This window comes from Carboxylicivirga taeanensis (assembly GCF_051851475.1).
In the GTDB taxonomy this organism is placed as follows: Bacteria; Bacteroidota; Bacteroidia; order Bacteroidales; family Marinilabiliaceae; genus Carboxylicivirga; species Carboxylicivirga taeanensis.
Window position 1 is genome coordinate 174,792 of record NZ_JBPUSJ010000008.1, and the last position, 15,368, is coordinate 190,159.

Below are 15,368 nucleotides of genomic sequence, written 5' to 3' on the forward strand. Positions count from 1 at the left end.
ATGGAAAAATAGTTTGCTTAAAGAACTATCACGGCTGAGTAAAGCCAAAACAAATTTTATACATACTCTCACAGACCTGCAGTGTCAAAAAATAATTTTGAAACCACTCTCGCAACCATTCGGGACAGACTCAAAAAATTTTATATGCTTCTCGCAACCTGTCCATTCCAAAAACCAATTTGAAAAATGACTTCGCAAACCTGCATGACCAAAAAATAATTTTGAAAATGCCCTCGCAACCGTGCAAGTCGAACTCAAAAAATTATATACGCTTCTCGCAACCTGTCAAGTCCAAAAATCAATTTGAAAAATGCCCTCGCAGAACTGTAGAGCCATTTTTCAAAAATTATGCACCACCCACAAAGGCATGCAACTTAATGATATTATTCATTTACCTTGGGCAATAGCTTATAAACAACTATTTTTACACTTCATTTTCTAATAATCTATAAATATAAGCCGATATATGTCTGCAAATTCATTTGGCACCCTATTTAAGCTCACATCTTTTGGTGAGTCACACGGGAAAGCAGTTGGTGGTATCATTGAAGGGGTACTGCCCAATACATTTATCGATGAAGACTTTATTCAGAGCGAATTAGATCGTCGTCGGCCGGGCCAGTCAGCCATTACCACACCTCGCAATGAGGAAGATAAAGTGGAGTTTTTATCAGGCATCTTTGAGGGCAAAGCAACCGGTACGCCAATTGCTTTTGTCATTTGGAACAAGGACCAACGCTCCAAAGACTATGGTAACATTGCCGATGTGTATCGTCCTTCACATGCCGACTACACCTACCAGAGTAAATACGGGATACGAGATTACCGTGGAGGCGGCCGTTCCTCTGCCCGCGAAACCATTGCCCGTGTGGTGGCTGGTGCCATTGCCAAGCTCATGCTGCAGCAACAGGGCATCACCATTCAGGCCTTTACCTCAAAGGTAGGGCCCATCCAACTGGATAAGTCCTATGAAGCACTCGATTTAGCGAATACAGAAAACAATATTGTCCGCTGCCCCGATGCTGCCATAGCCGATAAGATGATTAACTACATCGACGAGGTAAGGAAAAGCAAGGATTCGGTGGGTGGCATCATCAGTTGTGTCATAAAAAATGCGCCCGTTGGACTGGGCGACCCGGTTTTTAATAAACTGCACGCTACTCTGGGGCAGGCGATGCTGTCCATTAATGCCGTAAAAGGCTTCGAATATGGCTTAGGCTTTGGGGCGACCGACCTAAAAGGCTCGGAGCACAACGATGAGTTTTATATGGATGGCGACCGCGTTAGAACAAGTACCAACCGCTCAGGCGGTATCCAGGGCGGCATCAGCAATGGCGAAGACATCTATTTCAATGTGGCCTTTAAGCCCATTGCCACCATTCTGATGGAGCAACATACGGTTAACCGCAATGGCGAAGAAATAACATCCACTACCCAGGGACGACACGATCCGTGCGTACTGCCCAGGGCAGTACCCATTGTGGAGGCCATGGCTGCCATCACCATAGCCGACCATATTTTGGTGAATAAGATGTACCGATAAAACACAAGAGGCTGTCGTAAAAGGCAGCCTCTTTTTCTTTTAATAAGGAATTAACTTCTTATACCTCTTTTGCCGGATATAATTGGAAATAATGCTGCGGGTATCCCCATTGTCGTGATAATAGGTGATGTGCTCTTTAAACTGTTCAGGTGTTTGGATACAGGTATCTTCACCAATAAAGCCCCAGCCAAGATAGCGACCGTTCTCCACCACTACTACGGCCATCTCGGCATCGTTCCGCCCTTTATCGAGAATCACCAGATTAGAATGTCCATACGACAGTTTTTGCAGTAATTGAAGTACGCGCCGGTTGTAGTCCTTCTCTATTTCCTCACCTACGCAAGCCCCTTTACAGGTTTTCAGCTGGTATTGGAAGCAACCATGATTGCCATCGTACAGGCCGCATAATTGCTGGCATAGCTCATACTCTTCAATCCATTGAAACAGCCGTTCGCGTCCCTCCTGTAAGGTTTCAAAGGTCGCACTGGGAATATCAACACCGGTGTTAGGCTTTAAGGTCAAACGCAAGTACCCGTTCCGATCGGTATAGTGGTATAATCCGATTTTGCTCTTAGAGCGACGCTGCGCCCGGTTATAACGTGGTTTTTCCAGCTTTATTTCCTCTGATTCCTTCAATAAGGCGACCAATTCGCTTCCGGTAATAAAACAGCTTATATCGGCCGCATTTTGCTTCATTTCGATCCCTTTCTTCGTCTTGGGATTCCCCAAATGAGTAATAATGCGGTTACGAATGTTTTTACTCTTCCCAATATAAACCAGCTCACCGTTTTCGTTATGGATGTAATAAACACCAGTTAAAGCAGGCAAGGCTTTAATTTGCTCGATGGTCATTTGTGCATGCAACCCATCTGCAGAAAAGGCCTGGTAAGGATCTTCAGGATTTAGCAGTCCATTATTTCTTTTCAGCAACACTTCAAACAACTGCACCGTTGCCAATGCATCACCCGCAGCCCTGTGTCGGGCATCGTTACCAATGCCCAGCTCCGGACAAATCTTACCAAGACTATACGAAGCATGCCCCGGCAACAGTTTACGGGCCAGCTTGACAGTGCAGATAGTGGGCATCTCAAACTGATAGCCTAAACTTCTGAACTCCTCTTTGATAAAGTTATAATCAAAAGCGGCATTGTGGGCCACAAAAACAGCCCCGCGGCATATTTCAACAACATCTTTGGCAATTTGATAAAAGAGAGGGGCTGATGCCACCATTTCGTTGGTGATTCCCGTTAAGGAGCTTATAAACGGAGGAATGTAGGCCTCTGGATTCACTAAACTAACAAACTCATCCACAATTTGATGCCCATCATGACGATAAATGGCTATTTCAGTGATCCTACCATTTTTCATATTGCCACCTGTCGTCTCAATATCCACAATTACATACATAAAACCCCTTAATTCTCTTCTTTACAACTACTTAACACTAACACTCTCAATCATCTTTAAAGTAATGGTAAAAATACACATTTTAATTTTTTATTAATCAACTCCTTCTGTTCATATGGCTGCAAAACCCTTGTATTTTCTTTGATACAGCCGCATAAAAGCATATATTTGCAATACGATCATTGACAAAGACATTCCGCATCAGTCGTATTTAGATTGTTAAACTCAACACTAAAGAAGCACCGAGTGACGCTATGTTTTTAAAGAGCGGGCCTCGCCCTTGTGGTTACTATTTATAGTACGGAGGATTATCGATAATTACATGCACTCAAATCCTGTTTTCAGGAGTTTAAATAATCCCGGGTGGTGCGGTCCCCATAGAAAAAGGCGGTAACTGAGATTCAGTTACCGCCTTTTTGTTTTTATAGTTCTTTAAGCAATATATTGCGCTTACTATTTTCAAGGAGCCTTTCAAATTCGGAAAGAATCTCATGAAGATTCTGTAAATGAACCGTCTCTTCGAAATGGAGGTCTCTGCTCCCTTTGGCTTCCACCATTGAAATCACCTTAGCCACCGACAGCTGATTGATATCCAAGGCCGGTTGATAAAACGTTTCTTTCTCATCTTCACCAGTAACCTCGGAAAACACCTTACTGATGACCAGTTCATACAGCACTTCATTAATCAGTCGGATAGGGAGCTTCAACTCATTGGACAGCTCCATATTATTTGGTGGATTTTTGCCCCTTTCAAATCGCTTTATAACATAGGACGCCACCATTAGCAATACGTGCCGTTTATAGGCATAACTAACCCGGCGCGTATCGGCATCAAACTCAAAACTATCGGCATTCTGAAAGGCAAAGGACAGCTCTGCCCCCAACAATACAATCAACCAGCTTGCCTGCATCCAGATAAGAAAAAACGGTAAAGCAGCGAAACTACCGTAGATGGCATTATAGCTCGTTACTGAACTTTGAAAATGAATGTAACCATATTGGAGCACCTGAAATAAAGAGCCAGCAATAATACCCCCAAACAAGGCAGCTTTAAACTTAACCCTTGTATTGGGCATGATGTACAGAAGAAGTGTGAAAACCACCCACACCAAAAGGTGGGATGACAAAAATAGTAGCGTGGAAATGCCATTGTGTTCAAAACCCAGGTCACGCAGCTGATTGCCCACAACCACCAGCATACCGCTGCTGGATAGCATAAATAAAATAGCGATGAGCATTAGGGAGATATAGTCACTAAATTTCCGGATAAAGGAGCGGGCATGCTTTACCTCCCAAATATCATTGAAAGAATGCTCGATATTGCCAAACACTTTTAAAACCGACCAAAACAACACCACTAAACCAATTCCGGCAATTCCCCCGCCAGGAGTCTGTTCCAAATAATTTAAGGCAAAATTGGAAACAAATTCCAATACTTCTTCTTGCCCTTCCAAGCGCTCAGTAATGATGGATTGCAGCTTACCATCAAGCCCAAATCCTTTTGCGATTCCAAATGCCAGTGCTGCAACAGGCACTACCGATAAAAGCGAATAAAAAGTAAGCGCAGATGCCTTGAGCTGGCAATTATCGTTGACAAAGCCCTTAATGGATATACTAAGAACACGAATGATGCGAATAAGAAAAAACTGACGTTTGGATGTTTTATCGGCTCTTATGCGCCAAATTTCCTCGTTGAAGAAGTGAATAATCCTGGCTAAACGTTCTTTCATGCTGAATTATTTAAGGAGGAAAAAAAAATAGCAAGCCTGTAAGCCGGGTCCTGTACTCCTAACGGAGTGTCTATCATTTATCTAGGATAACAGTCACCTGTTACCTCGAGCGACCTACCCCTCACAACTTCTTGCGAAACAAAACGAGCAGTTTTGCTCCAAAATGGAATTATGATATACATGGTCTTGCAATCCGTAAGACGTACAACTGAGATAGTTACCTACCTCATTGGTGAGCTCTTACCTCACCTTTTCACCCTTACCCGAAGGCGGTTATTTTCTGCTACGTTACTATACCCTCACGAGCATCTTCCTATTCAGAAGCACGGTGCTCTGTATTGCCCAGACTTTCCTCTCCAGCCCATTGACTGCAGCGATAGACCGGCTTGCTATTGTGACAAAAGTACAATTAATTATTCAATCTTAAAGGGTAAGTACTTATCCAGTTCAACTAAATGTGCCTCTTTATACCCCATTGCCTTTATTCGCTGTAACTCTTTCATGGCTTCATGACCTTTGAAACGCCCTGTGGTATAGCGGAATATTTTATCTTTCATGCGGAACTCCATCACATCATCAATATTTTTGAAATGGGACAGATAAACCGGAAAACGAAACGCGCTGAGCTGAATCGTATACACTTTGTTCGGATCAATTTTACTGGCCAGAGATGCAGCCTGCCCCTCAAGCACGTATTTACCCGTATTCACCACAAAGGCTTGCTGATATCCTTTCGCCTTAACAGCGGCCACATCTGCCTTAGCCTCTTCATAACTGTTGTATTGGCCCACACAAAAGCGCAAAAACCCATCTTTACATGGATATTCCCTTGCCACTTCCACATTTTTGAAAAAAGAAGGCTTTTGAGGCGCCTCTGCCAAAGCAATTATCTGAATGGCATAATAGGGAGCCTGAGCTTCGCTCATGCGAATTATCTTCTTATTGGTTCTTAAAGCGTCTAACTTATCAGCTTTAGCCGGGTAGGCTAATCCAAGTATAAAAGCAGATATAATTAATATTCTCGACTTCATTATTGATACGCAATTACCGTTAAACTTTTTCTTCATCGTTACTCCAGAATTCTCCAAACAACAACCTCGATCCGTCTATTCACCAAATGCTGGCTATCGGAACAGTACACGCCCCTTTTACACTTATTTTTTAAATACCGCTCACCGTAACCCCTAGGAATCATTTGCTCGTCGTTAATACCCTTACTAATCATTATTTGTTCGGCTTTATCGGCCATGTTTTGCGAAACAGTGAGGTTATTGTACATATTGCCTTTTGCTTGCGTATGACCGTTTAGTTTCACAACGATATTGGGGTTTTGCAACAAGTAAGTAGATAGGCGATCGATTATGGCCAGTCCTTCTTTGGTAATTTCAGTACCTACATAAGGAATCTCCATCATACCGATATCATCTAACACGTCATCGTTAAAGATAGGTGTCAGCATCAGTCCATTATTGTTAATGTCCTCAATCTCCATAATATTAACAATCATTCGCTTCGAGATATACTCGTCCCCTTTTGAGATGGATAGCTCAAATTCCTGTTCATCCTTTTTATATTCATCCGGTATAATCAGGTTGATACGTCCATCGTCACCGGTCATGCCAGTCAGTAGCTCTTCTCCGGTATTGGCATCGGTAATAACAATTAATACTCCGGGAATAACTCCTCCGTTAAATGTTGAAGTAATTTTTGATGACAGCCCTTTCGGGAAGCGAGATAAATCAATAACTGGCTCTTCTTTCTTAACTACCGGAATAACAACAGGCACAGTTTCAACAGGAGGTTCAACAATTACTGGCGGTTCTTCTTCCTGCATATCAACAACCGGTACTTCATCCAATCCAAAAATAGGAGGTGCATCTGCATTTTCCTCTTCTTCGCGTGGCGGAGCAATGGTAAAGATCGCGTCTGTACTTCCATTACCAAAACGGTTGGTCGACAGAAATCCTCGTGTTTCATCAGATGGATCAAGCACATAGCCAAAATCATCTTTACCACTGTTTATTGGTTGTCTCAAGTTAACCGGTGTGCCAAAACTATCGCCTTCTCGTCGCGCGATATATATATCCAGTCCTCCAAACCCTAAATGCCCATTGGAAGCAAAATACAGGTTTCCGGCTGTGTCGATAAAAGGCCAGGCTTCATCTCCAAATGTATTGATAACAGGTCCGAGGTTTTTACCTTTACCAACATCACCCGATGGTTTAATTTCAGAACGCCATAAGTCTTTTCCTCCATATCCTCCACGTTCAGTTGAGGTATAGTATAAATATTTATTATCAGGTGAAACTGCTGGATAGGCAAAATTATAATCATCAGAGCAAATACTTAACTCCTTTTCGTTCACCCAATCCTTTCCATCGTACTCTGAGGTGAAAATTTTTAAACGACTATCTCCCCCTTTAATGTGTACAGGTTTAGTGTAATAAATACGTTTAAAGTCGGTGGTAAACGAAGTAGCCCCAACATGGTAAGCGGACTCCAGATTTTTGGAAAACGAAGTGTTTCCTTCCTGAATTTCCCCATCAACCAACTCTGAATAAGCCAGGTTTAAAAAGCCCTTTCCTGCACGGTCTAACTCCTTACTTTTACCCTTTTTCTCAGCAGAATAAACCACACCCTCTTTAAAGTACTGAATTCCAAATGACTGATCCCCAACAAGCAAACTGGCGGGGTTTACCACCACATCGCGATTAAATGCTCCATTTTCGTTGGCCCACTTACACGACTTAATCAGCTCGTTCATATCAAGTGGGTTCGCGCCGTGCTTTTTGGCTTTTTCGTACCACTCAATGGCTAAATCATATCCACCTTCCTGGTGCCAGCACGAAGCAAAATTGACAATATCTACACCCGTTAAATGTTCTTGCAGCTCGTCATAACGAGTCAGTGCTTCTGTGACATTCTTGAGGTTAAAATAGCATCTGGCCATTTCAATTTTTGTCTGAGTATTTAACTGTGCCCCTCGTTCACTGGCTTCATTATAATACTCCAGAGCCCTAAAGTATTCCTCATTAGCTAAAAACTCTTGTGCTTTCCTCAATTCACTGCGCTGCCCGTTAGCTACTGTAACAAACAAGAGCATTAAAAGAAGAAACGATATGCGAGAATTAGGTTTCATTGGTTAACTATTTAATCCAAAATTCATTTCCTTAACTATCCTGATACCCCATTAGAAGTATCTGATTGAACGCATTCCTGCTCTCTTATTAAAAGAGAAGTCGAACTGTAAGCCGATTTCATGTGATCCATATTGCCCAAATGTGCCTATTTTCGATAATGAATAATCGAAAGAATAGCGCACCGTCCACTGTCGATTGATAATATACTCAGTAAGAAAAACAACCTCCGAAATACTGCGGTAAGAAGCCCCCAACCAAAGGCGCTCGTTCAACAAAACATTACATGATAAATCAAAGGTTAAAGGAGCACCCACTACCGTTCTGATTAATGCAGTAGGTTTAACTTTTACTTCTCCCCAATCAAAGATATATCCTCCGTACCAATACGAGTGCAATGATTCCAGGCTAACCGTATTCTTGAAGCTGCCTTCGTTATCCTGAGCTTCATCAAAAGTAGGCCTGAAAAAACGTGGAATTGAAAACCCGCCAAAATAGCCATCGGCATAATAATAGGCACCAATCCCAAAGTTAAATCCCAGGATGGACTCCTTACGGGTAAACATGGGGTCACCATAGATGTCTGTAATGGCTTTTGTACCATCATAAACACTTGAGGTAACACCTACCTGCAAACCTAAAGAAAGGAACTGATTACGGCCCATTTTCAGCTTATAGGAACCTGCTCCCATAAAGTTAAAGTTATTAGAGAACCCCAAACGGTCGTTCTCTAATACCACGCCCACGCCAAGGTTCGTATCTTCAATAGGACCATGCACATTGATTGCTTGGTTCATCGGGGCATCCTGCATGCCTAACCATTGGCTTCGATGAATGATTAACCCACTAATAACGTCGCGTGTGCCATTGTAAGCCGGATTTAAAATACCCTGGTTACCGATATAATGATTATACTGGGCCTGATCCTGGGCCTTTAATCCCACAGCAAGCACTAAGCCCAAAAATATATATAGCAGCTTTCTCATAGTCATAATCGTTTATCGTCGTAATTCAATGAAACCAGAATATTCCTTAGTCGATTCCTCACCATCAATATTTACATCGATGGTGAACACGTAGAAATAAGTCCCGCTTGGTAATTTTGTGCCCAATGAAACCATGGCCCCGGCGTTGGATGAACCATCCCAATATTTACCATCTTTACCATAGGTATCACCCTTCGAACGATACACAATCGTACCCCATCGATTAAATACCTCGAGCTTGGAAACAGTGTTCTCATCAACGAATGAACCGGTTATTTTATAAGTATCGTTAATACCATCTCCATTTGGAGAAAAGGCGTTCGGGAGCAGCAAGGCTTCTTTGTCTTCAATACTTATATTACCAATAAAGATGAATACAGTGGCTATATCTGAACGTTCTGGTTTCAGTTTGTTGAAAACCTTGTAACGCACCGAATCTTTGCCAAAGAAGTTTGGTCGCTTCTTGTATTCCAATTTACCTTCGTTATTAATGCTTGCTTCACCAATGGTCTCAAACTGCTGGATTTCTCCCTCACTGTCGAAATACTCCCATGATGGAATCACCTCAAAATTAAGATTCACATACTTGTCCTCATCCGTATCAGCTTTAGGGAAGAAATCAAAATTAGCCAAATAGACGTCATTGCGAGCCACATCAAACTCAGCGATTGCTTCTCCAGCATCTAAGCCTTGAATATCATTAACGGCCACCAGCGGCTGTACAGCTAACTCAACAGAGCCTGCCATTTGACTTTCACAGCCATCGTAGTTGGCAACCACATAATAAGTGCCTCCGTCTGCCTGTACTCCAAAGTTGATTTCACCACCGGTACCTTCAACTATTTTAACCGGAGTACTTTGTCCATCTAACATCAGCATGTAGAAAACACCGTCTGTTGACATATCAAGCTTAATGCTATCGGTTTGAATCAGCCCATAGCAGCTTTTGTCAACACAATCGAATCCCTCATCGCCATTCCCATACTCAAGAATAACATTATAAGTATATAATTCGTCCTTTTTTGTTATTGTAAGCGGGTCACTATCGATCTCGCAGCCTGAGCTAAAGGAAACAGCTCTCACAACATAAGTCTCCGTACCGATTAAACGGTTAGGGAAGGTTACGCTGGCATCGTTACCATTAATATATCCCACAAATTCACCAGTCCCAGCACCTGCAATCAGTTGATAACCGATACCACTCTGACTATTAGTGATTGTCAGTTGGACGCCTTCTCTGTCGAAACAATACTCGGTTGAGCTAGCCGATAAAACTGGTTTTAAAGGTTCTGATCTAACTACAACCGTTTGCTTATTGTTAATTTGATTTTCACAGTTGTCTCCAAAAGAACCCCATACCTCATAGGTACCAGCTGGTACTGTTCCTAGAACTAATGGGCTACCTGCTGCTACGCCTGTGTTGCTTACCACAAGGTCTCCGGTATTTGCATCAATAACACTATAAAGTACATCATACTCCTGATCCTGCAATACTAATTCAGCACCGTCCTCATTGGAACAATAACTATAGCTGTTCTTTGTAAGTACCTGATCGCCCACTTCGGAGACCGTTTTTACAATAACTTCTCCCTCCATACTAGATGTACAACCTGTTATTGTTGATCTTGCATATACCGTATAAACACCTTCTTGGGTAACGCCATTAAAGACACGAGGCGAACCATCACCACTTATTGTGGCCACCGGTTCCTTACCTGACGAAGGATCATCATAAACTAAAGTATACTCCACTCCGAGCTCTGAACCTTCGATACCAATTACAGCTGGATTAGCACTGCCGCAGGAAATACCTGATCCAACGAGTCGGTATGAAATAGGTAATCGATTAAACTCGATGGTTACTCGATTTAACATTTCATTGCTACAAGGATCATCTGGCGATAATGTCTCGTTATAACCAAGAACATAATATACGCCTTCTTTTAAGATATTTGCGAAAGGTTTATCGGTTCCATCTCCTTCAATAGTGGCAATTAACTCATCCTGTGGATCTGTGGCTTGTGTTGAAGGATCTATATCTGCTTGAGATACCACACGGTATAAGTCATATTTAGTAGCGACATCAGTTGCTAGCACAACAATATCAACTGCACCATCTCCTTCACAGATGGCATCAGGAATTTGTAAAGCCTTTCTGGAAATGGCGTTTGGATTATTAATGATGATCTCATTTTGCTCTCCAAGTCCAGTCATATCTAAAACAAGTGGACAGTTTCCATTATAAGCCTCAACACGGTAAGAACCACCATTGTCATTGATTGCGTCGAACTCAATATCACCGTCAGCATTAACATCAGTGCCAAGCTTGATATATCCAGTCATGACCTCCCCAGTAATGTTGCTAACTACAGCGTATTGCATTGTCGCCTGTGGATCAATAACTTTAATAACCGTTCCTTCGCATAGTAAAGGATCTCCTTCAATTACATCTACCGTCTTATCAAGAGGCAGCGCAATTTGTCCTAGCTCAATTTGTCCTGGCATTACGTGCGGACCGCAATTTGTATTACTATTATTTTTTGTCGCCTGAACTTTATAGGTACCTTCTTGATTAACAGTCCATTCAATGCGTGCACCATTAACGGTTCCCATATCACCAGTCGCCACATCGTTGAATATCAATTCATATTCCACACCCTGCTCTGGTTCTACAAGAAATAGTTGAGCCTCCCCATTTTCACAGAATTCAGTGGCACCTTGAAGAGCGATGGAAACAGGAAGGTTGTCCCTTACAACATTAACAGACGTGGAAGCAACAGTTGTACAAGCTGACGGATTACCAGTAGAAGCAATTACACTGTATTCACCCACTTGTGTTACACTTCCAAAAGAGGCCGTTCCAGTGATTGTTGTCCCAACAGGATTGCCATCCAGATAAAGGTGATACTCAACTCCTGGCTCAAAAGCATCCAGGTATAGTTCAACCCCATCAGCATCATCAGCGCAATAATGACCATTATCTTCAGCCAACAGATTGAATGGGACAGGAAGTGCTACACGCTCCACTGTTACTGAACCATGCATATAATAGGTACAGCCATTGGCCACCATTATTACAGAATAATCGCCTTCTGCTGTATATTGTCCAAACGAAATGGCTGCATCAGTACCAGATACAATAACCGGATCCGGTGCGATAGGCGCATTGTTATAATATAATTCGTAATCATAACCACTTTGTGAATTGCTGAGAGAAATTGTTACAGCATCCACCCCGTCATCACAATATTTTCCCTCCTTAGTTCCAATGATATCATAAATTTCAATTGCCACATCTCCAGCCACAGACAGCTGTCCATCCATTACGACTTCACAACGTGCTCCTGCATTCACCTGCTCTGCCATAATAGTGTATGTTCCAACACTTAATGTAATATTCTCGAAAGGTAGAACGCCACCAGTGCCGGTTTCACTTTGTACAATAGTTTGTCCATTTAGTAAGTGGTAAATTACTCCAGCATCTGAACCACTTAAGGTAATAGTGACTACACTACCACATGATACTTCAGCCGGGGTAACGGATAATTGATAGATACCTAACTCATCATACTCCTCAACCGTCACTGTATTGTTCATTTCAATCGGTGGTGTTGGAGGTGTGCCATCATAGTAAGCCACTACCTTAAACTCAGAAGCCGGGTTCCCACCCTGAATATTCAACCATTGAACAACACCAGTACTGGCTGTTGCAAGTACTTTACCCAATGATACATCGGGTGTCCCCACTCTAAATAATTCATAGGTAATTCCTTCCTGATAATCAGAAAGACTAATTGAGGCGATACTTTCTCCATGGCAATGACCTGGTGATGAAGCAATAACATCAAAACGACCAATACCGTCGTACACGCCTACTGTAATTTCTTGAAATACACTACAGCCAGCAGCATTATATATATTTACTCTTACTACATCACCATGCGTAACAATCGGATTAGCACTTGGTGTTTCCGTACTCACAACTAATACATTGCTCTCACTTCTCGCCTGCACTTCTAAATCATTTACGAAAAAAGCGTACTGCTCGCCACCAGTGGCTGTAAAAGTGATGTCAGAACCTATAATCACATTATTACTTGGGTCAGCTATAAAGGAAGTAGCTGATGGCAAGGCATTAACGGTAACCGGTAAGGTATAAGCATTACCAATACATGTACCTCCTGCACTTGCATAGGCAACTGACACAGACTGTTCTCCAGCTGTTTCCCATTTCACATTAACGCTACTTAGGGTAGGATCGGTAGTGATTGTTCCACCATCACTCACTGACCAAACATAATTAACAAAACCTCCTTCGGCTGTATAAGTTACCTCTTCCCCATTACACACCACATCGGGACCTGATGTAATTATTGGATTTGGCGTTTCGCTTACAGCTATTTGAATACCCTCAGATGTATCTTCACAACCAATTGCATCAATCGCTCTGACGGTAACTACCTGACCATCAGTAAGACCGGAAGCCGTAAAAGTATTGTTAGCATCGGGGCCTTGAATGGAAGTTGTACCAACAAAGAATTCGTATGTTTCACCACCACTCGCAGTAAAAGTTACATCCTCGCCACTACAAATATTAGTATTATCAGCTAAGAGCGTTGCTGTTACCGTATTAACTGTAATATTTAGAACCGTTGGCATTTCAGCCATACAGTTATTATTATTAACATAATTAAGCTCAATAGAATACGGTCCAGCTCCATCCCAAACTACTTCTACGGTTTCGTCATCAAGGTCACCTGTTGGTGTTCCACCATTAATGTTCCAAGTGTAGTTGCCTTTTCCCAGGCCAGAAATATTTGCCTCATAGACTTCAGTAGAGTTAACACAAACAGTTGTACTTCCATTAATTTCAGGCATTGGTCGCTGATTGACTTGAATTGTTAAATTACTTGAAGTACCATAACATGGGTTGTCTGACAAATCGGTGTACGCCGTTACATTGATAACATCTCCATCTACAAACCCTGAGTATGAAAAAGTAGATGAAGCACCATCCTGAATTGGTGTTCCTCTGATAGAAAATACATAGCGGGCAAAGTCAGAAGGCGTTGCAACAAAACTTAACTCTTCACCTTCACATATGATAGATGACCCTTCATTATTACTAATAGTTAATGTTGGAACCGGATTACTTACTACATTTATAGTAATAGATTCAGAATTAGCTGAACAACCTGTATCAGTATCAGTCACGACAACATAAAATTGATCTCCATCAATCGGAGCATTCTCTGCTGCTGCCACATAAGTTGAACTTGTGCCAGCCACTTGCACTATTTCATCATCAGCTCCACGTACACGGCGAAACGTGTAAGTATAATTTCCAGAACCATTGCTTCCGCTCCCATTGAAGGTAACAGATGTTCCTGCACAAACTGTTCTTACACCGCTGGAAGGTGCACTCACACTAATGGCAGCATCTACAGTACTTACTTGCACACTGGTAGTTGCTGATCCACTGCATCCATTACCATCTTCTACAGTTAATGTAAATACATGTGTTCCAACACCGTAATCAGCGGACGCCACAGAAATATTCTGCTCCGTGCCAATCACATCACCTCCGGCATTGGTCCAGGTATAGCTGATCATGTCAGCCGGATTACCCAACAGTGAGATGGTCTCACCTAAACATACGTCTCCTCCATTACCAGGTAATGCGTCTGGGTTCGTATGAAGGACTACATTATGATTAAGAGAAGATTCACAAGTACCTTCCGTAATTGTTAAGGTATAAATTCCTTCGTAGCTTGCTTTGTCAGCATTGGTAATAGTCAATACTGCTGTATTTTGTGTGGTCCCATCAGGCAATAACCATGAATAGCTGGCACCGAATGAGCCGCCTCCACCTGTAAGGGTAACATCCTCACCATCACACCACTCACTGCTTGTTTCAGTAGCCTCTCCATTAATGGTTGGCACTGGTAGAGCCTGAATAGTCACTGTTACGGTAGTCTCTTGGCTGCTGCAACCATTGGAGTCGATCACGGTAACACCATAAACGCCGGCATCAGTCGCACTGGCCGGATCAATGGTGATGGTTGGTTGGTTACCACCGTATGGGTTTCCATCTTTTGTCCATATATATGTATCGTAAACACCTGTGCCTCCAGCAGCATTGGCCGCAATCACTAATTCGCCTCCATCACAAACCGGTGCATTAAAAGTAGGGGCCGCAGTTGGGTTTTCAAAAACAGTGACACTGGTGGTTGCTGATCCACTGCATCCATTAACATCTTCTACGGTTAATGTAAATACATGTGTTCCAAAACCATAATCAGCGGACGCCACAGAAATATTCTGCTCCGTGCCAATCACATCACCTCCGGCATTGGTCCAGGTATAGCTGATCATATCAGCCGGATTACCCAGCAGTGAGATGGCCTCACCCAAACATACGTCTCCTCCATTACCAGGTAATGCGTCTGGGTTCGTATGAAGGACTACATTATGATTAAGAGAAGATTCACAAGTTCCCTCGGTGACTGTTAAGGTATAAATTCCTTCGTAAGTCGCTTTATCAGCAGCGGGAATAGTTAGTATC

Annotated in this window: 7 protein-coding genes and 1 other RNA gene; 1 reads left to right on the forward strand and 7 read right to left on the reverse strand. The window is 42.4% G+C overall.

What is annotated here, in order from left to right:
* The first annotated feature begins 466 nt into the window (after positions 1-466).
* The gene (aroC, locus tag ACSX1H_RS13275; protein WP_439184613.1) at positions 467-1,543 is read left to right on the forward strand and encodes a chorismate synthase; all 1,077 of its coding nucleotides are present in this window, start codon (positions 467-469) and stop codon (positions 1,541-1,543) included.
* 39 nt (positions 1,544-1,582) lie between these two features.
* Here the strand turns inward: aroC and ACSX1H_RS13280 are convergent, their stop codons facing one another.
* From ACSX1H_RS13280 to ACSX1H_RS13310, 7 genes are all read right to left on the reverse strand, one after another.
* Positions 1,583-2,950 carry a 3'-5' exonuclease family protein gene (locus ACSX1H_RS13280; protein ID WP_439184615.1) on the reverse strand — a complete coding sequence of 456 codons (1,368 nt, stop codon included), beginning with the start codon at positions 2,948-2,950 and terminating at the stop codon, positions 1,583-1,585.
* A gap of 422 nt (positions 2,951-3,372) precedes the next feature.
* The gene (locus tag ACSX1H_RS13285) at positions 3,373-4,680 is read right to left on the reverse strand and encodes a YihY/virulence factor BrkB family protein (protein WP_439184617.1); all 1,308 of its coding nucleotides are present in this window, start codon (positions 4,678-4,680) and stop codon (positions 3,373-3,375) included.
* A 23-nt stretch (positions 4,681-4,703) separates the two neighbouring features.
* Positions 4,704-5,073, reverse strand: an RNA gene (rnpB, locus tag ACSX1H_RS13290) — RNase P RNA component class A.
* A 20-nt stretch (positions 5,074-5,093) separates the two neighbouring features.
* A complete protein-coding gene (locus ACSX1H_RS13295) occupies positions 5,094-5,711 on the reverse strand; it encodes an SPOR domain-containing protein (protein ID WP_439184619.1) in 618 nt (205 codons plus the stop codon).
* 38 nt (positions 5,712-5,749) lie between these two features.
* Positions 5,750-7,819, reverse strand: coding sequence for an OmpA family protein (locus ACSX1H_RS13300; protein WP_439184621.1), 2,070 nt, complete (start codon positions 7,817-7,819; stop codon positions 5,750-5,752).
* Between the two features lie 51 nt (positions 7,820-7,870).
* Positions 7,871-8,803, reverse strand: coding sequence for a PorP/SprF family type IX secretion system membrane protein (locus ACSX1H_RS13305; RefSeq protein WP_439184622.1), 933 nt, complete (start codon positions 8,801-8,803; stop codon positions 7,871-7,873).
* Between the two features lie 12 nt (positions 8,804-8,815).
* Positions 8,816-15,368: T9SS type B sorting domain-containing protein (locus tag ACSX1H_RS13310; protein ID WP_439184623.1), on the reverse strand; the 6,553-nt coding region annotated here is incomplete at its 5' end.